Origin of the sequence: Andreprevotia chitinilytica DSM 18519 (genome assembly GCF_000711875.1) — a bacterium.
Lineage (GTDB): Bacteria > Pseudomonadota > Gammaproteobacteria > Burkholderiales > Chitinibacteraceae > Andreprevotia > Andreprevotia chitinilytica.
Genome location: NZ_JONM01000013.1, coordinates 1 through 21,043, shown reverse-complemented (window position 1 = coordinate 21,043; position 21,043 = coordinate 1). Strand labels below are relative to the sequence as shown.

General features: G+C 61.3%; 15 protein-coding genes. 4 read left to right on the top strand and 11 right to left on the bottom strand.

Features of this window, described 5'->3' with window-relative positions; translation table 11 throughout:
• Nucleotides 1–19 precede the first annotated feature (19 nt).
• Nucleotides 20–1,330 (bottom strand): amino-acid N-acetyltransferase, encoded by a 1,311-nt coding sequence (gene argA / locus BR41_RS15795; RefSeq protein ID WP_035058788.1) that lies wholly within the window; start codon nucleotides 1,328–1,330, stop codon nucleotides 20–22.
• A gap of 216 nt (nucleotides 1,331–1,546) precedes the next feature.
• Here argA and BR41_RS23115 point away from each other — a divergent pair, with 216 nt between their 5' ends.
• Entirely contained in the window at nucleotides 1,547–2,080 is a 534-nt protein-coding gene (locus tag BR41_RS23115; RefSeq protein ID WP_051711127.1) for an acyloxyacyl hydrolase, read from the top strand.
• A 65-nt stretch (nucleotides 2,081–2,145) separates the two neighbouring features.
• Here the strand turns inward: BR41_RS23115 and BR41_RS23110 are convergent, their stop codons facing one another.
• Entirely contained in the window at nucleotides 2,146–3,117 is a 972-nt protein-coding gene (locus BR41_RS23110; RefSeq protein WP_051711124.1) for a GGDEF domain-containing protein, read from the bottom strand.
• A gap of 126 nt (nucleotides 3,118–3,243) precedes the next feature.
• On the opposite strand from BR41_RS23110, the gene mpl reads away from it, so the two are divergent.
• Together mpl and BR41_RS23105 are read left to right on the top strand one after the other, a co-directional pair.
• Nucleotides 3,244–4,614, top strand: coding sequence for a UDP-N-acetylmuramate:L-alanyl-gamma-D-glutamyl-meso-diaminopimelate ligase (gene mpl / locus BR41_RS15780; RefSeq protein WP_035058786.1), 1,371 nt, complete (start codon nucleotides 3,244–3,246; stop codon nucleotides 4,612–4,614).
• A 544-nt stretch (nucleotides 4,615–5,158) separates the two neighbouring features.
• On the top strand, nucleotides 5,159–6,823 hold the full coding sequence (locus BR41_RS23105; protein ID WP_051711122.1) for a methyl-accepting chemotaxis protein: 1,665 nt from the start codon (nucleotides 5,159–5,161) through the stop codon (nucleotides 6,821–6,823).
• A gap of 240 nt (nucleotides 6,824–7,063) precedes the next feature.
• On the opposite strand, the gene BR41_RS15770 is transcribed toward BR41_RS23105, so the two are convergent.
• Both BR41_RS15770 and BR41_RS23100 read right to left on the bottom strand, forming a co-directional pair.
• Nucleotides 7,064–7,618 (bottom strand): hypothetical protein, encoded by a 555-nt coding sequence (locus tag BR41_RS15770; protein ID WP_035058784.1) that lies wholly within the window; start codon nucleotides 7,616–7,618, stop codon nucleotides 7,064–7,066.
• Complete coding sequence (locus BR41_RS23100; RefSeq protein WP_051711121.1) at nucleotides 7,587–8,456, bottom strand: hypothetical protein; 870 nt, start codon at nucleotides 8,454–8,456, stop codon at nucleotides 7,587–7,589. The genes BR41_RS15770 and BR41_RS23100 overlap by 32 nt, the downstream gene beginning before the upstream one ends.
• 161 nt (nucleotides 8,457–8,617) lie before the next feature.
• Here BR41_RS23100 and BR41_RS23095 point away from each other — a divergent pair, with 161 nt between their 5' ends.
• Nucleotides 8,618–9,118, top strand: a complete 501-nt coding sequence (locus BR41_RS23095) for a cyclic nucleotide-binding domain-containing protein (protein WP_051711118.1) — start codon at nucleotides 8,618–8,620, stop codon at nucleotides 9,116–9,118.
• A 166-nt stretch (nucleotides 9,119–9,284) separates the two neighbouring features.
• On the opposite strand, the gene murB is transcribed toward BR41_RS23095, so the two are convergent.
• From murB to BR41_RS15720, 7 genes are all read right to left on the bottom strand, one after another.
• Nucleotides 9,285–10,316, bottom strand: coding sequence for a UDP-N-acetylmuramate dehydrogenase (gene murB, locus BR41_RS15755; protein ID WP_035058781.1), 1,032 nt, complete (start codon nucleotides 10,314–10,316; stop codon nucleotides 9,285–9,287).
• 53 nt (nucleotides 10,317–10,369) lie between these two features.
• Complete coding sequence (locus tag BR41_RS15750; protein WP_035058778.1) at nucleotides 10,370–12,616, bottom strand: ATPase, T2SS/T4P/T4SS family; 2,247 nt, start codon at nucleotides 12,614–12,616, stop codon at nucleotides 10,370–10,372.
• The gene (locus BR41_RS15745; RefSeq protein WP_051711115.1) at nucleotides 12,613–13,869 is read right to left on the bottom strand and encodes a sensor histidine kinase; all 1,257 of its coding nucleotides are present in this window, start codon (nucleotides 13,867–13,869) and stop codon (nucleotides 12,613–12,615) included. Before BR41_RS15745 ends, BR41_RS15750 begins: the two co-directional genes overlap by 4 nt.
• Nucleotides 13,866–14,519 (bottom strand): GTP-binding protein, encoded by a 654-nt coding sequence (locus BR41_RS15740; RefSeq protein ID WP_035058775.1) that lies wholly within the window; start codon nucleotides 14,517–14,519, stop codon nucleotides 13,866–13,868. Before BR41_RS15740 ends, BR41_RS15745 begins: the two co-directional genes overlap by 4 nt.
• Nucleotides 14,520–14,802: 283 nt before the next feature.
• A complete protein-coding gene (locus tag BR41_RS15735; RefSeq protein ID WP_084187266.1) occupies nucleotides 14,803–17,373 on the bottom strand; it encodes a glycosyl hydrolase family 18 protein in 2,571 nt (856 codons plus the stop codon).
• 599 nt (nucleotides 17,374–17,972) lie between these two features.
• Nucleotides 17,973–19,640, bottom strand: coding sequence for a chitinase (locus BR41_RS23700; RefSeq protein ID WP_084187288.1), 1,668 nt, complete (start codon nucleotides 19,638–19,640; stop codon nucleotides 17,973–17,975).
• 95 nt (nucleotides 19,641–19,735) lie between these two features.
• A partial coding sequence (locus BR41_RS15720) for a glycosyl hydrolase family 18 protein (protein WP_084187264.1) occupies nucleotides 19,736–21,043 on the bottom strand: 1,308 nt, incomplete at its 5' end.

Here is a 21,043-nt window from a genome sequence, read left to right as displayed (position 1 = left end):
AGGGTTTTGTTCGCGCCGCTTAGAGCGCTTTTATAAATACTTTGGAACGTCTTTGGTAATTGTAGAGCCGCTTTTTTTCAATCGGTAATTCGTCCACGGTGCCCTGCGCGAAACCGCGCTCGACAAACCAGTGGCTGGTACGGGTCGTGAGCGCAAACAACTGCCGCAAACCAAGGCTGCGCGCCTGCTGCTCCACATGACGCAGCAACTGCGCGCCACGATCTTCATCACGGTAATCGGGGTCGACCACGAGGCAGGCCAGCTCGGCCATGCCGCTATCGCCAAACGGCTGGATCGCCACACAGCCGATGATCTTGCCATCGTGCTCCAGCACGGCGTAACGATTGATTTCGCGCTCCAGCAATTCGCGGCCGCGTTTGACCAGCACGCCGGCATCTTCCAGCGGCTCGATCAGCGCCAGCATGCCGCCGATGTCGTCGATAGTGGCCTGGCGCAAGGTTTCCAGCGGCTCGCGCGAGATCATGGTGCCGATCCCGTCGCGGGTGAACAGCTCCATCAGCAACGAACCATCGACGTGATGGGTGATCAAGTGCGCCCGCGCCACGCCCCGGCGCACCGCGCGGATCGCACAGGGTACGTAGAGGCGGATGTCTTCGTTGGCTTGCGGATGGGCGTCGAGGAATTGCTGCGCTTCTTGCGCGGTGAGTTCGGTTTGCAGCTCGCCGTTTTCGTCCACCACGCCGTCGTGGCCGAACAGGAACAGCAATTTGTCTGCCTTGAGGGCGATGGCGGCGCTGGTCGCCACGTCTTCGAGCGTTACGTTGAATACTTCGCCGGTCGGGGAGTAGCCCAGCGTGGACAGCAGCACCAGCTCGCCATCGTCCAGACGGTAGTTGATCGCCGTGGTATCGACCTTGCGCACCTCGCCGGTGTATTGCAGATCGATGCCATCGCGCACGCCCATCGGCTGCGCGGTAATGAAGTTGCCGGCCGAGACGCGGATATCGGCATTGGCCATCGGCGAATTGGCCAGCCCCATCGACAACCAGGATTCGATTTCCACCCGCACGTGGCCGGCGGCCTGAATCACGCATTCGAGCGTGGAGAGGTCGGTCAGCCGCACGCCGCGATGATATTCCGGCGTCAGGCCGCGCTCAGCCATCCGTGCGTCAATCTGCGGTCGCGCGCCGTGGACGACGACCAATCTTACGCCTAGGCTGGTAAGGAGGTTGATGTCGTGCGTGAGGGTCGCGAATTTGCCTTCACGCACCACCTCGCCGCCCAGCGCAATCACGAATGTCCGGCCGCGAAACGCGTGGATATACGGCGCAGCTTGACGAAACCACTGGACGAAATCGGCGGTGTGCATGTTGAAAGGCCCGCGAGCATGAGACAAAACCTGACAAGGATAACGGTAGGCCCCGCTCTTGGGAATGACGACGGCAACTCTTACATCTTCTTACGCAGAAGGCGGTAACGGCGCGCTATCCCCCTTGTCAGCAAGATGGGAACAGATGGGGATTCACGCACAAGAACAGCCCGAAACGCCAAGCAATGCGCATAACTCGAACAGGAGACGCTCTCCATGCGAAATACCATCGCTGTTTTGACGTTAGCCAGCACGCTCGTCGCCCCATTCTGCGCCGCGGTGGATCGACTGAACCTATCCGTGGGCCGGCTGACCCGGCCAAACGCGGTCGGATTCCCGGATACGGTGCAAGTAGACGCCGGCTGGAATCTGCCCTGGCAGTGGTTCGATACGGATACCGGCGTATTGCAGACCCGCGCCGAAGCCGGCGTGACCTACAACCGCACCCACGTCGGGCCGGTCTGGAGTGTGGAAGCCGCCCCCATCCTGCATTACCAGTACAAGGCCGACCTCAAAGGCTGTTCGCCCTTCATTGATGGCGGCGTGGGCGTGGGGGCCTTATCTGAAACGCGCTGGGGTACGCATTGGAATCTGACCACGCACTGGCAGTTCGCCAGCCGCATCGGTGCCGGCTGCCGCTTTGGCACCAATGAGTTGAGCCTGAATTTCTTCCATTACTCCAACGCCGGCCTCAAGAAGCCGAACCCCGGCGCGGACATGGTTTATGTGCGTTATTCGTTCGATCTTTGAAAGTACAGCGCGATAAAAAGGCCGGGCTAATCCGGCCTTTTCGATCACGGCAACGCCAAAACAAATCAGGTCGCGATTTCAATCCGGCCACGGCCGCTGTGCTTGGCGCGGTAGAGCGCCTCATCGGCCCGCAACACCAGTGCCCGGCCGTTTTCATCAGCTTTCAGCTCGGCAATGCCGGACGAGAAATTGACATCGACGCGCTGGTTCTTGTGCAGGAACGGCGTGCGGTGTGCGACGGTGCGCATGCGGTCGACCACATAGCGTGCGCCGTTGACGTCGGTTTCCGGCAGCAGCAGCAGGAATTCCTCACCGCCGTAACGCACCAGCAGATCCGATTCGCGCAGCACCGCCTTGGCGAGGTTCGTAACGTGGATCAGCACCTGATCACCGGTCAGATGACCATAGCGATCGTTGATCAACTTGAAATCGTCCAGATCGAACAGCACCACGGAAAGCTTCTGTTCATGCCGCAGCGCCCGCTTCACTTCCCGCGCCAGCACGTGATCGAAACCTTGCCGGTTGAGCGCGCCGGTCAACGCATCTTGCTCCAGCATCTTGCGATTGAAGGCGAGGTCTTCCTCGATATGCTTGACCGCATCCCGAATCGAACTCAGATCGCCGCTGGACGCAGACACCGCGCCATGAATGGAACTGGTGGAATCGATCAACTCGGTCAGCAGGCCTTCCAGCACGGAGTGGGCCTCTTCCACTGTCATGCGGCGATCCACATGCGCCTGCCGCGTATCGTGCAACGCACCCAGGCTGCCGTTCATCTTCTCGCCGCCTTCGCTGAGCGCGGTGATCAGCTCTTGAGTGGTTTCCTGCGCGTCGCTCACCACGTCATCGAGCTTCACCAGGATTTGCCACGCATGCTGAAGCTCGTCGCTGTTTTTGGTTTCGGGCGATTTGATCGTGACGATCGCGTTGTAGAATTGCGCGTAATTTTCTGGCGTGGGCGGCAAGCCGCGCTCGGCAAGGCGCTTGAGGGCAATCCGGGCTACTTCGACCGGGTTGACCGGTTGCGTCGTCGACATGATCTAGATAGAAGTGCTTAGGAATAAAAAAGGCCGGCCGATTCTACGCAAGCCGGCCTGCTTCGCCAACTGTTTCGGAACAGTTACAAGCCGTTCATCCATCAGGGTTTTTTCGGATTTTTCTTCATGCATATCCACATTCTCGGCATTTGCGGCACCTTCATGGGCGGGATCGCAGCGTTGGCGCGCGCGGCCGGCCACACTGTTACCGGCTGCGATGCCGGCGTCTACCCGCCGATGTCCGACCAGCTCGAAGCGCTCGGCATCGAACTGATCGACGGTTGGGACGTGAGCCAGCTTGAACTCAAACCCGATCTGTTCGTCGTCGGCAACGTAGTAACGCGTGGCAACCCGCTGATGGAGGAAATCCTCAACCGTGGCCTGCCCTACACCAGCGGCCCGGAATGGCTGCGCGATCACATCCTGGCCGACAAATGGGTTCTGGCCGTGGCCGGCACCCACGGCAAGACCACCACCACCAGCATGCTGGCGTGGATTCTGGAAGACGCCGGCCTCGCCCCCGGCTTTCTGGTTGGCGGCGTACCGGAGAACTTCGGCGTCTCGGCCCGGCTGCCGGGGACGCCGACGCAAGATGCCAACTCCACCTCGCCGTTCTTCGTCATCGAAGCCGATGAATACGACACCGCTTTCTTCGACAAACGCAGCAAATTCGTCCACTACCGGCCGCGTACAGCCATCCTCAACAACCTCGAATTCGATCACGCCGACATCTTTGCCGACCTCGCCGCCATCGAAACCCAATTCCACCATCTGGTGCGCACGGTTCCCGGCAACGGTCTGTTGATCGTCAACGGCCGTGAGGAAAGCATCGATCATGTGTTGAAGCGTGGCTGCTGGACGGGTTTCGAGCGTTTCGGCTGCGAAGGTGGCTGGTCGATCGGCGCGCATTACCCGGACGGTTTCGACGTGCTGTTCAAGGGCGAGCCGCAAGGCCGCCTGCAATGGGAGCTGATCGGCGAACACAACGCCCTGAACGCGCTGGCCGCCATTGCCGCCGCCCGCCATATTGGCGTTGCACCGCCGCTCGCCGTCGAAGCACTCGGCCGCTTCAAGAACGTGAAGCGCCGCATGGAAATCAAAGGCACCGCCGGCGGCGTCACCGTCTACGACGACTTTGCCCACCACCCGACCGCCATCGCCACCACCTTGGCCGGTTTGCGCAAGAAAGTCGGCGCCGCGCGCATCTTCGCCGTGCTGGAGCCACGCTCCAACACCATGAAGCTCGGCACCATGAAAGACGCCCTGCCCGGCTCGCTGAAGGACGCCGATCTGACGTTCTGCTATGGCCACAACCTCGGCTGGAATCCGGCCGACGCACTGGCACCGCTGGGCGATAAGGCGCAAAGCTTCAACGATCTGGATGCGCTCGTCGCCGCGGTAACGGCAGCAGCCAAGCCGGGCGATCAGGTGCTGGTCATGAGCAATGGCGGATTTGGCGGCGTGCATGGGAAGTTGCTGGCCGCCCTCGCCGGCTGATTGATCCCTACCAGTCAGCACTGGTGCGGACTGCGCAATACAAATGTGCAGATTCTCAGCTAAAACCGCCATGTGCATAGCCACCGCCCCCGATGCACCATTTGCGCCAAGAAGGTGGGCCAGAACAGGGCGCGGCGGTGTTCCAGCACTGCATGTTGCGCGCCGTGCCAGCGCCGCTCCCATCCAAAGGCAGCCCGCCGGCCGACGCATCCGGCCCCTTTCCGTCACCCTCCGCCGACATCGGCGCGGGCCTACCGGAGTACGCTCAGGCTCTGTTGACATTGGTTTCGCGGCTGCGCTGGGCCGGAAAAAGGCCAGACACTAGGCGCGCGACGATGGCAATAACCAGTTATTTCCGAGGAGCGCAACAACGTGAATGGCCTTTTTCCGGCCCAGCCCTTCGGGTTTGGGGTATCTCGGGTGCCTTGCCGCGTTACAAACCGCTTGTGGTACTCGTACCACGGCGCGCTTTGCGCCTTGCAATCCATCCCGAGCTACCCCAAACGCAGTCGTGAAACCAATGTCAACAGAGCCAAGGGCCACCATGCATCATCTCAGCATCAAAACCAGACTGACCTTGTTGACGCTGTTCGCCATCCTGATGCTCGTGCTGGTCGCAGCCGGCGGCTGGATTGGCGTCGGCAAGGTGGAAAGCGCCTTGCGCTTGCTCGGGGAGGAAAAACTCCCGACCGCCAATCTGCTTTCCGATATCCGCAGTCGCACCGCCACCCTGCGCGCGGCAAGCCTGGAAGCCGCCCTGTGGCGCACCCAGCAATGGCAACAGGCGCGCTTCAAGAATATCCATGAGCGGGTCGTCAAAACCGATCAGGAACTGACGACGGCGCTGACTGCGTACGGCAAGCTCCCGCTCTCCAGCGACGAAGCCGCCGCCTGGGCGCAATTCTCGAAGATCTTCAAGAACTGGCACGGCTACGCCGAGCAGACCACCGGCATCATCGGCCAGCTGGCCGACAACACCGATAGCGCCAAACAGGCCGAGTTGTTCGAGCAATACGACACCTACAACGCATCGTGGGTGTATGTCGTGCCGGGCCTGCAGGACACGCTGAACAAGCTCGTCGCCGCCAATGCCAAGGCCACCGACGCCGCCCGACAGGAAGGCGCGGATGCGCAGCGACTGGCCATTCGCTTCATCCTGGCCAGTCTCGGCGCGGCGGTCATCGTGCTGTTGTTGCTGAGCACGCTGATTGCGCGCGGCATCGTGACCTCGCTCGGCCGCATGCGCAATGCCATCGTCGCCGTCGCGCAGGACAATGACTTCACCATCCGCGCCGCCGTATCCAGCCGCGACGAGGCCGGCCAGACGGCGGATGCGTTCAACCGGCTGCTGGAAAAAATGCAGGCGTCGTTGCGCCAGGTGCTGCACAACGCCAATCAGGTCTCCGAAGCCGCCCGCCAAGCCTCCGACGTAGCGGAGCGGGTGTCCGATGCCTCGGTCAGCCAGAGCGAATCGGCGGGTTCCATGGCGGCGGCCATCGAGCAGATGACGGTTTCCATCAACCTCATCAGTTCGTCCACCCAGGATGCGCTGGCGCGGGCACGCAACGCCGGCACCGCCGCCCGCTCCGGCGCGGGGGTGATTTCGCAAACCAATCGCGAAATGGATCAGATCGAAGTCACCGTACAGCAAGCCGGCCAGCGGATCGACGAGCTGGGCCAGCAATCGGCCACCATCTCGACCATCGTGCAAGTGATCAAGGACGTGGCCGATCAGACCAACCTGCTGGCGCTCAACGCCGCCATCGAAGCGGCGCGGGCCGGTGAGCAGGGCCGCGGTTTCGCTGTGGTGGCGGACGAAGTGCGCAAGCTGGCCGAACGCACCACGCGCTCCGCCAGTGAAATTTCGCAGATGGTCGCGGTGATGCAGGATTCGGCACGCAACGCGATCACCGGCATGGATTCGGTGACCACGCGCGTGGCGGCCGGCAAGCAGCTATCGGATGGCGCGGCCGGTCATGTGGAAGAAATCCTCGGCAGCGCCGATCAAGTCGCCCATTCGATCAGCGAGATTTCCACCGCGCTGGGCGAGCAGACCGCCGTGGCGCACGATATCGCCGGCCGGGTGGAAACCATCGCCCGCATGAGCGAGGGCAACACCCACGCCTCAAAGGAAACCGCCCGCGTCTCGCAAGAACTCAACCAACTCGCCGGAGCGTTGCGGCAAACGGCAGAGCAGTTCCGGGTATGACAGACGGGGTGCCCCACGTCCGGCATCGCGGCGCAGCGATCCCGCACACTGTCGTACCAGGTTTTGCAAGTATCACGGCACCTACTGCTTCGATACCTTGCGTGGATGCCGGCTCTAATTGGCTCACCCAATCCCATGGTTTTTCGTGCGCTAATTCGCTTTCTGATCCAGCGAAAGCGGGGGTGAATACAGGAACCAAGAATCGGGCAGCCAGTTCGCCACAATGCGTAAGCATTCGCTTTAATAGGCCTCTCGAATGATGATTCGGCGCAAACATTCGGTAGGCGACCTTGTCAGAAAGCCGAAATACAGCCCTCGACCGTCTTCCCGTGGCAATCCGAAATACCATTGGGCATTTTCTGCGCCAGGCGGTGGAACTTGCACTAGCTCCATGCCCGGGAAACGCCCATCGACCTCATCGCGTTGCACGCATCCTTCCAATTCAACAGTGATCATTTGCCGCTCTTCCGGGTGATCAGTGGCCCCTCGCACAAACACCTCGGTAACCGTCACCGCACCATCCAGTTGAAAGTGCGCGTCACTTTGATAGAACGTTCTGCGTGTATTCCGGCTCTGCACACGCAAGTGAACGGGAACCATGGCTCGTACCGCCTCTACACCTTGCGTGGACGCTTGCTCAAGTTGGCTTACCCAATTCCATAGCTTTTCGTACTTCATGGTGTACTCCTCGTCGGCAAAAGCGTCTGTAAAGACAAAGATCGACAGAGTGAATGCCAAATTGCAGGCAAACGAAGAGGCTCGTTTACGGGCAAACGGCGCGATAGTAATCGCCATAAAGCGCTCCCGAATTCGATGTCTGCTCACCATTCGCAAAAATACGACCAATCTGGCGTGCAGCTTGATTCATGTCGCCGGACCGTTCGTACTCATCGAATTCAGCCTCGTATCGAGCGGTTTGGCTGCCAGCTATACCGATATCCGGCCCATCGTTACGCAGGATTTCCCTTCGTGCTCGAAGGTTGTTCAGCGTAGCGAGTCCTTCGTTGTCGAGGTAGCTCTGCATGCAGGATTCGGTCGAGGTACGGTCAATATGTGCGGGGTAAGAGGCATGCCCCAACTCGTGAGCTAGTACTTGGGCTACGGCTCGGGAATCGGGTTGAAGCGATCGTTGAATCAAAATTCGCTGATTCACCGTATCGGTCACTGAACCCGGGCCGGCATGGAAGTCAATTCGCCAGTCTTGGGCTTGCAGCTCCGCCATCTGCCGCTGCAAAGTCGGCGACTTGGCGACAATCTCGTCCACCGACCGCCCCAGCCCGGATTGAAACGGTCCGCCGTTTTCACCGGGCCCGAATCGTGGCGCCGGGAACAGCGTGTGAAACGGCACTTTGATATCGCGTGGGCCGAGCGACTGGATTGCGCGAATGTCTTCCGCCGTCGGGGTGCGCTCCGCGATCACTTCCGCCATCTGCTGGGCCAGCCGCTCGGCCACCGAGGGCAATTCGGCCCAAGCCTCCGCTTCGATTTCTGCTGCCGATTTGCGCTTGGCAAATGGCACTCCCCAGCAAACTCCAGCAGACATTTCGTCGTGCCGGATTTTGCGCCGGGTGATGTCGTCTTCGTCGTATTTCCACCCCATCTTGGCCCCGCTGTGAATCAACAAAACGGCCATGCTGCTTACGCAGCAACCAAATCGTCAACGTGGAGTAAGCACATTGGATTTATGACAACCGATCAACAACGCTGATAGGTTCCGCCGCTGCTGGCGCGATGGGTTCAAGGCGTACAGCGGGCTATAACAGAAGCAGTTACCCCTTCCCGACCGACTCCACCATGTTCAGCGACGACCTCCTGCTCCGCCTGCGCACCCGCGTTGCGTTGCTGCGCGATTTTTCCATCGACGAGGTTGGCGAATTCGTCGGCCATTGCCGGCCGGAAACGCAGCCAGCCGGCCATTGCGTGGTCCGTGAGGGAGAACCCGGGCGGTCAATGTATATCGTGGTGGCGGGCACGCTGTCGGTTCAGCGCCTGACCGGCGGCCAGCAGGTGCAGCTGGCGGTGCTGGAGGCGGGCGATACCTTTGGGGAGCTGGCGCTGCTCGATTTCGGCGAACGCTCGGCTAGCGTGCTGGCGCTGACGGAGGTGCGCCTCTTGCAGTTTGAACGCGGGCACATGGTCGGGATTCCGGCACTGCAGCCGAAGCTGTACCGCAATCTGGCATTGATGCTGGCGGAACGGTTGCGGGAGACGAATCAGCTGGTGGGGAGTTTGGCGAGCAATCGGTCGGCCACTGCAGCGGAGACGCCACGTAAACGTACGATGGTGAATCGTTAGCAAAGATTGATGACCAGTCCCCTCTCACATTTATGGGAGAGGGTTAGGGAGAGGGTGCTTGCAAGTGCGCAGCCCGTGGTCCGCCCCTCTCCCACTTTCCCTGAACAAGGCCAAAGCCTTGCACGGGATAGGCGAGGGGAGAAAACCACGATGCGGTCGAGGCCCCTCACCACCAAACCGGCTCAGGCTCCAACACCACGCCAAATTTCGTCCGCACATCTGCCTGCACCGCCGCCGTCAGCGCGGCCACATCGGCCTGCACCGCGCCGCCGTGGTTCACCAGCACCAATGCTTGCTTCTCGTACATGCCAACCGGCCCGAGTTGCTTGCCCTTCCAGCCGGCTTGATCGATCAACCAGCCCGCCGCCAGTTTGTACGCGCCACCATCGACCGGATAAGAAACCAGCTTCGGATATTCAGCAAACAACGCCTCGCGCACAGCCAACGAGACGATGGGGTTCTTGAAGAAGCTGCCAGCATTGCCGATCACCGCCGGGTCGGGCAATTTGCGGCGGCGGACGTTGATCACGGCTTGCGCGATGCCGCCGGGGGTACGCGGCAGTAGCGCGGCGGCCAGCTCGCTATCGATCTCGCCATATTCGGTGTGCAGCGTTGGGCGTTTGGGCAGGCGGAACATGACTTCCGCGATCAGCCAGCGGCCGGCTTCTTCGCGTTTGAACAGGCTATCGCGATAGGCGAAACGACATTCGGCGTTGCTGAAGACGCGCTTTTCGCCGGTTTGCAGATGCCACGCGGTCAGCTCGAACAGCGTGTCTTTCACTTCGACGCCATACGCGCCGATGTTCTGGATCGGTGCTGCGCCGACCGTACCGGGGATCAGCGATAGATTTTCCAGCCCGCCCCAGCCTTGCGCCAAGGTCCATTGCACAAAGTCATGCCACGTCTCGCCACCACCGGCCGCAACGTAGACAGCATGTTCGTCCTCACCCACCAGACGCCGACCGGGCGCTTCGACCTTGAGCGTCAACCCTTGCACCACGGCGGGTAGCACCAGATTGCTGCCGCCGCCGAGTACATGCCACGGCAGCGAGCGCAATGCGGCATCGTTTTGCACCGCCTGCAAATCAGCGAGCGCGGTGATCGCGGTGAAATGGCTGGCACGGGCGGTCAGCCCCAAGGTGTTGAGGCGGCTGAGATCGACGTCGGTCTGGATGTTTGGATGGGACGAGGGGGGCATGGCGGCTCCGGCAAAGCGCGATTATCGCCGGAAAGCATTTTTTCTGTATGCGCTCACGTGATCTCCTGCGGCCCCAGCACCCGCAGAATCTCCTCCACCGTCGTCACCCCCGCCCTCACCTTCTCGCACGCATCGACGATCAGGCCCGACGAGCCGAGGCGTTGCGAGAACTCATCCAGCTGCATCAGGCTGGCGCCGCCGGAGATCATGTTGCGCATTTCGGAATTGGGGATCAGCACGTCATAGATGCCGGCGCGGCCCTTGTAGCCGGATTCGTGGCAGTGGTGGCAGCCCTTGCCCTTGAAGAATTCCAGCGTCTGGTTGCAGAACAGCGGCCCGAGCTTGGCCAGGACGGCGGGATCGGGCTGGTACGGCATGCGGCAGTGCTCGCAGATGCGGCGCACCAGTCGCTGAGCAATGATGCCCTCCAGCGCGGCGGCCAGTACGTAGGGCTTGAGGCCGAGGTCGAGCAGGCGGGATAGCGTCGCCAGCGCCGAATTGGTATGCAATGTGGAATAGACCAGGTGGCCGGTCATGGCGGCGTGGAAGGCGACTTCCGCCGTTTCGAAATCGCGGATTTCGCCGAGCAAGATCACGTCCGGGTCTTGCCGCAGAATGGCGCGCAGCACCACCGGGAAGGTGAGGCCGATCTTTTCCTTGATCAGCACCTGCCCGGCCATGTCGAGGTAGTACTCGACCGGGTCTTCGATGGTGACGTAGTTCTTGCCCGGCGTGGCGTTGTGCTGCAGCAGGGAATACTGGGTGGTGGTCTTGCCGCTGCCGGTCGGGCCGGTGGTGAGGATGATGCCTTGCGGCTTTTCGGTCAGCGTTTCCATCTGGGCGCGGTGGCGCGGCGAGAAGCCCAGATCGTCGAGGTTGTGCACGACAGCGTTGCGATCCAGCAGCCGCATGACGATTTTTTCGCCATTGATGGTCGGCAGCGTCGAGATACGCACGTCGACGATGCGCAGCGGCGACTTCACCGTGATGCGCCCGTCCTGCGGGCGGCGGCGTTCGGAGATATCCAGCTCGGCCATGATCTTGAGCCGCGATACCAGCGCCATCAGCAATTGCACCGGAATCTTGATCTTCTCGATCAGCACACCATCGATGCGATAGCGCACCGACACATTCTTGGCATTCGGGTGGACGTGGATATCGCTGGCCCCCAGCCGCACCGCCTCCAGCAAGATGGCGTTGACGAGGCGGATGGTCGGCGGCTCGTCGGTGGCGGTCAGCAGCTCTTCCAGGCTGGTTTGTTCGTCTTCCTCGATGACGACTTCGATGCCCTCGCTCGGGTCATCGCTGCCCACCACCGTGACCAGCTCATCGATCGACATCGCCTGCTCGCCGGGATAGACCTCGGCCAGTTTTTTCTGGACGGCGGACGACGGCGCATACACCGGCAGTACATCCAGCTCGGCGACGAAGCGCATTTCCTCGACCAGACTCCGATCCGCCGGGTCTGCCATCGCCAGCAGCAATTGCTTGCCGGTCAGCTTGAGCGGCAACACCAGATGCTTGAAACAGAAGCTGCGCGGAATCAGCGTGGCGACGGCTTGATCCACCACGAATTCGGCCAGCTGCACTTCCTCGACCAGCAATTCCTTGATGAAGAGATCGCGCAGCTGCGCTTCGCCCACCCAGTCCCGTTCCAGCAGCAGTTTGATGAAGGGCTCGCGGCGGGTTTCCTGCAGGCGGTGCAGCTCCTGCAATTGCATGGCGCTGATCAGGTTGCGCTTTTGCAGCATGATGCCGAGCTGGCTGCGCTTGCCACCGGTAATGCGCGCCAAGGCGGCGATTTCGCTGGTTTTCTGGCGGTTTTCCTCTTGCAGCTTGCGGTTGCGCTGCACCAGCTCGTATTGCTCGATCGCCAGACCGATGGTGACGCGCAGATCGTCGTCATTCCACGGTTTGAGGATGAACTTGTAGACCGCACCTTCCTTGATCGCCCCCATCACCGCCTGGGTGTCGGCGTGGCCGGTCAGCATGATGCGGATGGTGTCCGGCTGCACTTGCCGCGCCGCCTTGAGCAGCTCCGCGCCATTCATCTTCGGCATCATGAAATCCGAGACCATCACGTGATAGCGCTGTTGTTGCAGCAAGGCGAGCGCTTCGTCACCGTCGGCAGCGGTGTCGATTTCGTAGCTTTCCTGCCGGAACACGCGCTTGAGCGAGGTGAGCACATTGCGCTCGTCGTCCACCAGCAGCAGGCGGTAATGCGTCGCTTCCTTCGCAATGCCGTGCGTGTCATCCGGCGTGGTTGGCGTGCCGGTGAAGAAGGAGGCGAAGCCGCTCATGCGTCCTCCTGCGGCAAGGGAAAGCGCATTGCCACTTCCGTGCCTTTGCCGAGTTCGCTGTGAACAGCGATTTCGCCGCCAAGCGCCCGGACGATATCGCGGCTGACGGTCAGGCCCAGCCCGGCGCCGGCACCGACCTGGCGCGTGGTAAAGAAGGGCTCGAACACGCGTGGCAGCACTTCGGGCGCAATGCCGCAGCCGGTATCGGTCACGTTCAGTTGCAATGCCCCCGCATCCGCACTGGCCGTCACGGCAATCCGGCCCTCTGGCGATATGGCCTGTTTGGCGTTATCCAGCAGATTCAGCAGCAACAGATTGAGCCGTGCCGACGAGCCACGCAGCATCGGTAAATTTGGCGCGATATCGACATCGATCTCGACCACCGCGCCCGGCTGCTTATGCACGATATCCACCGCCGCACGGATCGACGCCGTCACATCCAGCTTGTTGGTCTCGACTTGGTCGATCTGCGAAAAATCACGCAATGCCGAGACGATGCGCGCCACCCGATCCACCCCGGTAATCGACTCCCTCAGCAGCGGCGTGAAATCTTCCAGCGCGTAATCCAGATCAAGCTTTTGCCAGTGCGCCAACAGGGCCGGGGACGCGTCTGCTTTGACGGCCCATTCTTGCAAAAACCGACCGAACTCCTGCAACTGCGCGACGTAATCAGCGGCGGTATTCAGGTTGCCGCGCACGAAGCCGATCGGATTGTTGATCTCATGCGCGACACCGGCCGCGAGCTGCCCGACCGAGGCGAGCTTTTCGGCCTGATAAATCTGCCGCTGGTGCTTCTCGATGATGTCGACCTGCTCCTTCACCCGCAGCTCCAGATTGGTCGCCAGCGCACGGTAGCGCTGTTCCGACGTCGCCAGCTCGGTGTGCTTGATGCGCAACGCCTCGTAATCGCTCTCGGCCACCGCCAGATGCAGCTCCGCCGCCATGCGGTAACGATGATTGGCCAGCAGGATGGCCTCGACCAGCCGCGCCGCCGCTTGCAGGGCGGGTGGCGGGCAATCCGCGCTCAGGCGGCCTTGCGGGTCGATTTCGAATGTGATGTCGACAGTGCTCGCAGCCGGCGACGGTTGGTCGCTTTCCAGTACCACCTCACCGCCGTTGTCGACCAAGCGGAACGGCCCGATCAACTCGCGCAGCGCTGCTTGCAGGCTGGCCCGGTCGATCTTGGTCAGCTGCTCGGCCAGCGGCACTTCGCGGTCGAAGTCGGGCAGCGGCAGGTTGTCGCGCTCGTTCATGCTGCGCTCCCGACCGCGCCGGCGATGAATTGGTCGCTATCCAGCCCGTGGTCGGCCTGCAGGGCAAACTCCGCATCCAGCCGGGGGAAGAGTTGCGCGAGCAAAACGCTGAACGTCTCAATCACGCCCTGCCCTTGCAAGGCGCTGGCAAAGGTCAGCGGCCACGGTGCGGTCGCCCAGCGGTCGTGGATTTCCGTCTCGGACAGCACATCGGGCAAATCGCGTTTGTTGAATTGCACCACCAGCGGCAGATGCTGGAAATCCAGCCCGACACGGGCGGCGTTGTCGGCCAGGTTCTCGAACGATTCGCCATTGTTGACCGTCTGCGTCTTGCGCGAATCGGCCACGAACACCACACCATCGGTGCGCGACAGCACCGCCTTGCGCGTGCTGTCGTGCGCCACCTGCCCCGGCACGGTGTAGATCTTGAACTTGATCAACAAGCCGGACGGCGCGCGAAAACCCAGCGGAAACAGATCGAAGAACAGGGTCCGATCGTTTTGCGTTTCCAGCACCATGAGTTGCCCCTTGCTTGGCGTCAGCAGTTGCTCGTGCAGGCTCAACAGATTGGTCGTCTTGCCGGACAGCGACGGGCCGTAGTAGACGATTTTGAGCGTCAGCTTGAGGGTTTGCGGATCGAACTCGGCCATGGCCTGCTCATCGGGAGAGTGCTGTTTTTTTATATAGCACTCAGCTTGGGTGACCGATGTACTCGAAATAGCTTGCGTATTGCTTGCGGCAGAAACAGAACGGCCCGCCCTGCTTTCTCAAACAGGACGGGCCGTGACTGCTGTTGCATGTGAATGGTTGCTGCGGGTGAACCGGTGCCCCGCGTGGGTTACGCAGCCAGGCTGCTAACCCACCCTACGAACCAGTCCCCTCTCCCACTAGTGGGAGAGGGGAGGAAGTTAGCCCCGATTCAAACCAACCCAATCACTTGATGCTATTGATCAACGTCTGGCAATCCGCCGCCGTGATGTTCTCGCCGCAAGTCGGAATCTGATCCTGCGGTTTGCCATCGGCGGTATCGGTCAGCAGCTTGTTCCCCAGCGTGAAGTTGACCGCGTTGAGGTTGTAGCCGTTGTCCTGCTCGATCTGCCAGAAGAACACCCCGCCCAGCCCCTTGTCCTTCGCGTACTGCGCCTTGAGTGCGGCGGTGCGCGGCGTTTCGGTGGTGATGAACGACCAGCCGGTTGCGCCGATCGGGTTCACCATGAAGTCCGCGTTGGTGGTCTTGTCGGTGTACAGGTGATAGCCGTTGCGCGGCTTGATGTCCCGGTCCAGATAGTTCTGGAACAGGTCATACCCTTCCACCACGCCGGCTTCCCAGCTGCCCACACCCGCAATGGCGAGGATGAAGGCCGTGCCGGTCGCATTCGGATCACCGAACGTCGAATCCCCCTTCAGGCCGTTGGTGTACTCCTTGATGTCCCCCGGCATGATGGCTTTCGCACGATGGTAGTTGGCCACGCCGATCATCAGCTTGTTGTACGGCACACCGTATTGATTGTGCAGGTACTCGATGGTCGAGCTGGCCGAGGTGCCGGTGGAGGAGCCATTGGCATTCGGGTTGATATACAGCGGCGTGTGATGGCTGATGTTGCGTTCCCATGCCCCGGTCAGGTCATAGGTCATCACGTACAAGCGGTCGAGGTACAGGTTGATATTGGCCCAGTCGAGCTTGTCCAGCGGGCCCTTGGTGGCGGGGATTGCGGACGACAGGCGGTACTTCTTGCCGGTCTTCACCGTCAGCCAGTCCATACCGGCGCGCAGATCCTTCAACAGCTGCAGATAGTTCTGCGGATCATCCGGCCGTGCCATGCCGACCACGGCACCATCGGTGGCCGGGTATTCCCAGTCGATGTCGATGCCGTCGAAGTCATAGCGTTGCAGGAAGCTGACCACCGAATCCACGAACGCTTTGCGGCGCGTGGTATCGGATGCCATCCACGGGAAGCCCTCGCCCAGCGTCCAGCCGCCGATGGAAAGATCCAGATGCAGGTTCGGGTTGGCTTTGCGCAGGTTGTACAGCACGCCGAACACGCCGCCGACATCATCCTTGCCGATCTCGTACATGCTCTCGGTGCCGGTGATCTTGGCGGTTTGGCCACCATTGAGGTTGCGCAGGAACGCGGCCTCGAAATCAGCCATCGCCATCGCACCATCCGGCAACTTGGATTGCGTGCAAGTGCGGTTCACTGCGGCCGGAGCCGTGGTCGGGAAGCCCGGCGCTTGCGTGCCCTTGGCGGCCGGGAAGCAGATACCGGCAAAACCATACACCAGACGATCCAGGTTCTTCGCCGGCAGCTTGCTGAAGTCGAACTGGCGGCCGTAGATCGCCCAATCGCCCAGATACGCCACGCGCTCTTGCCCTGCGTCGGCTTCGTAGACGTTGTGCTGCAACGGCAACGTGCCCGGCGCCAGTTTGGAAACACGTGCGCCGCTATCCGAATCGAAGCCCGGATGGTTGCCGCCCGGATCGGTGGCCGGATTGATGCCCCCACGGGTGCCGGTCAGCGTGGATTGCGTGTTGGAAATCCGCGTGGCCGAGAGCTTGCCAGCGGCAAGCACGACGCCGGTGTTCGGGTTGCCGGATACCGGTTGCGCCGTGCCGTAGTTGATCGTGTTCGGGATCGAGACCGGGCAGAGCGTGGCATCCGGCACGCCAACCTGTTTCCACTGGTTGGTGTAGACGGTGTCATCCGGGGCGATGGCGTGCGTGTCGACCAGGGCTTGGTATGCGTTGCCCTTGTAGCCGACGATGGCGCCAGTGGCATAGACCTTGGTCGAGACCCAATCCGGCGCGCAATAGCCGGTGGTCGGTGCGGGCGTCGGGGTCGGGCCGCTAGGCACCGGGGTCGGCGAGCCGCATGGGCCACCGACTGCCCACAGGGCTGGCACGTTGGGCGGTTCCCAACCAGTCTGCGTGGTGTGTGCGGCGCGAGCAGTGTAGGAAACGCCGTTGTAGCTGACCGCTTGGCCAACGATCACGGACAGACCCGGTGCCCAGGCCGTGCAGCTGCCGACTGGCGTCGGGACGACGGTTGGCGTGGTGGTCGGGGCTGGTGTAGCAGTTGGCGCGGTGGTCGGCACCGGGGTCGCCGTGGGCGTCGGTGTCGCGGTGGGCTTCGGTGTGGGAGCCGCGGTCGGGACTGGCGTCGCGGTCGGCTTCGGCGTTGGCGCTGCGGTCGGAACCGGGGTTGCAGTCGGAACCGGTGTTGCAGTTGGCTTGGGCGTCGGCGCGGTGGTTGGCGTCGCCGTCGGGGTGGGCGACGTGACGGGGGTCACGCCGAGGTCTTGCCACAGGGTTGGCGTAGCGGCCGGATTCCAGCCGGCACCAACATAGGCGGTATGGGTTTGCAGCGCCTTGTAATCGTGGCCGTTATAACTGACCACGGTACCGGCGGTATAGGTACTGCCTTCTTGCCAGGCTGGTGCGGCATAAACCGCAGCAGCTGCAATGAGCGCGAGCAATAGCCCGGCCCAGCGTTTTTTGCGAACCATCTCCATCTCCTTATTTTTGGAATTCAACGCAATGCGTCGTTGACTGTATTGCGCTGCAATACAGTTGGTTCGCCCCGGCAATAATGCATTCGAACCACCACATCTAGAAACATGCACATCGCCGAAAGCAAACCTCGCAATCCTAGATAAAAAAACGGCGATGTCAACAGATGAAAAAATTCACTCAACACCTTGATTAACAAGGTTTAATTTTCAAATATTAGGCATTGTTCACATGGAGTAAGGATGCACTGAAAGTACATGATTTATTCGTAATTTTATGTAAATTCATTACAAAAAATACGTCACCACAGCCCAAAACACTGCAATCAAATCGCTTTGGGAAATCCCGCCAAATACTTCACTTACCCCAAACGAAATAACGCCAAAACAATATATAAACTTATCAAATCAGCAGCAGGTTTCATTCGGACAAATCCGGTCGCAATCAATCTGAAAATCAGGATTGCCGCAACTAAAAAGGCAATAAAAAAACCGGAGCGTTACCGCTCCGGTTTCAAGATCGAACTGTACAGGGTTGAATCAGCGCCGGCCATCCTGCCGCATGACCGGCGCTGCTCCTGCTGCTACTGACTCGCTTATGGCAGTGTCTTCAGGTGCGCGGCGGCCGGCACCGAGAAGTTGTAGCCATCGTGCTTGTCCCAGTTGATCGACCAGGTCATCACACCACGGAAGGTCGGGTACGCCTGATTCGGCTTGATCGTGCCGCAGTTCACCAGCTTGGTCATGCAATCGAGCGTGTTGTTGACCGTTGCCGAAGTGACGAAGCCGGAGTTGGCCGAGCTTGGGCCGGACGGCACACCGAACGCCACCTGATCCGGACGCAGACCGGCGAACGTGCCCGAAGCACCCGCTGCCAGACCGAAGCCTTCGATCAGCATCTTGCTGCCGCCAACCAACATGTCCACCGAGCCTTCCGGCAGCGCGCCGGTGGCGTACGGGGTGTAGAGGCCACCGTTGTTGTAGTACTGGACGTGGATGATCGTCAGGTCGTTACGCAGACCATCGATGATCGGCAGGTAAGCACCCCAGATGCTGCCGTAGGAGGTGTAACCACCTTGGACATACGGCCATTCCGGCGCCATCGACAGGTAGAAGCTGGAGCCGACCTTGGCCTTCAGCTGCTGCACGGCGGTGACGAGGTTGCTGATGATCGGTGCGCCCAGCGAGACGCCGCTGCCGCTTTCCAGATCTAGATCGATACCGTCGAAGCCGTACTTGGTGATGATGCCGTACAGGCTGTTGACGAAGTTGGTCACGTCGGACGACGAGTTCAGCGTCACCGAACCGTTCTGACCGCCCAGCGACAGCACGACCTTCTTGCCCTTCGCTTGCTTGGCCTTGATGTCGGCAATGAACTGCGCTTCGGTGCCGGCATTCGGGTCGAGCGTGAAGCTCACTGCACCACCGCCTGCGTTGTCGGCGAAGGAGACGACGATCACGTCCCAATCATCGGTCACTTGGGCGATCGGGTAGGTGTTGCCGCTCGGGTTGGTGAAGTTGTGCCAGTAGCCAACCAGGGCGTGCTTGGCCAGCGACGACGGGGTGCCGGTTGGCGTCGGGGTCGGAACCGGTGTTGCGGTCGGAACCGGAGTAGCCGTCGGGGCTGGCGTCGGCGTAGCCGGGGTAGGTGTCGGCGTTGCGGTCGGCTTCGGTGTCGGGGTAGCCGTCGGAACCGGGGTCGGTACAGGCGTTGCGCCGCCACAGTTGCCGAGCACCGTCCAATCCTTGCCGGAGCCGGACGGGCCGCTGTTGGTCGACGGATTGGCGTTGGTCCACCAGTTGGCAACGTAATTCACGCCATTCAACGTGACCTTGTCGCCGCCGTTGTAGTGATCTTGCGTGGCGCTCCACGCTGCGTAGCAGGTGGTGGCCGGAGTCGGCGCCGGGGTCGGTGTAGCGGTCGGCTTCGGCGTCGGGGCTGGCGTCGCAGTGACAGGAACCGGCGTCGCAGTCGGGGCCGGCGTAGCGGTCGGTGTCGCTGTCGGAGCCGGCGTCGGTGTAGCACCGCCGGCGCTTGCGCCCAGATCGGTCCACAGGCTGGCGTTGGTCGGATTCCAACCGGTACTGGTGTAGTCGGTCTGGTTGACCAGCGCCTTATAGTCGTGGCCGTTGTAGGACACGATGGTGCCAGCGGTGTAATACACGTCTGCCTGCCAGGCCGGGTAAGCGGCGTAGGCAGAGGCGGCAAATACCAGCGTTGCGATCAGGCCGGCGATGCGCGCGTTTCGTTTTGCTTTTTGCATGTTGTAGTCCTCCATCCAGAAGTAATACATGGCAGCCGCCGGAAAACCCGTTTGCCGCCATGTTCGTTGCCAGCCCTATGGGCCGCTACCGTCGGTTACTGGCCGAAGTAAGCCTTGTAGCCGTTGGTAAATTCGTTGTTGTTGTAGGCATCCCAGTTGATCGACCAGGTCATCAAACCGCCCAGGCCCGGGTAGGTCTTGGCTGGCTTGTAGGTGCCGCAGTTGGTGCCCTTCATCAGGCAATCCAGCGCGGTATCCATGGTCGCTACCGAGATGTAGCCATTCCCTGCGTACGCATTGGCCGGGATGCCGATCACGACCTGATCCGGACGCAGCGCCGGGAAGGCGAACTTGTTGCCGGCAACCGCAAAGCCGGACAGCGTCATATCGGTCATCGCGACATGGAAGTCCGCCGTGCCCATCGAGTGGTAGGCGTTATCCAGGCCGGTGATCGAGCCGGAGTTGTAATCCTGCACCTGCAGCCAGTTCAGATCGTTGCGCAGTGCGTAGATCACCGGCAGGTATGCCCCGGCACGGGTATCGCAACCCGAGCAGTTACCGCCGTAGAAGCTGTAGCCCAGCTGCACGAAGAACGTTTCCGGCGCCATGGTCAGCATGAAGTTGCTGCCGTACTTGGCCTTGAGCGTCTTGAGCGCGGAGATCAGGTTCACGATCACCGGCGTGGTCGGATTGGCTACGTCGTTGTCGCCGGCGTTCAGTTGCAGCGAGTGACCTTCGAAGTCGATATCCAGACCGTTCAGGCCCCATTTGTCGATGATGGCCGACACGGAGTTGACGAAGTTATCGCGCGCGGCAGTGGTGGTGAGCTGGACTTCACCGTTCGCGCCGCCGATCGAGATCAGCACCTTCTTGCCCTTGGCCTGTTTGGCCTGGATGGCAGCGAGGAACTCCGCATCGCTTTCCACGCTCGGGCACTCGCTGACGGAGCAGCGGTTGAAGTGCAGCAAGGCGTTGGTAGGCGAATCCGGCTCGGCGAACGACAGGTTGATCACGTCCCACGCATCCGACACGTTGGCCATCTTGATGTAGCCGGAACCGTTGGCGAAGCTGGCGTGCAGATAGCCGACCAGCTTGTGGGCGGACGGAGTCGGCGTCGGGCCAGGCGTCGGAGTGGGTGTCGGCACCGGGGTTGCGGTCGGAGCGGGTGTCGGCGTAGCCGGGGTAGGCGTCGGCGTTGCAGTCGGCTTCGGTGTCGGGGTAGCCGTCGGAACCGGTGTCGGTACCGGCGTTGCGCCGCCACAGTTGCCAAGCACAGTCCAATCCTTGCCAGAGCCGGACGGGCCGCTATTGGTCGACGGATTGGCGTTGGTCCACCAGTTGGCAACGTAATTCACGCCATTCAACGTGACCTTGTCGCCGCCGTTGTAGTGATCCTGCGTTGC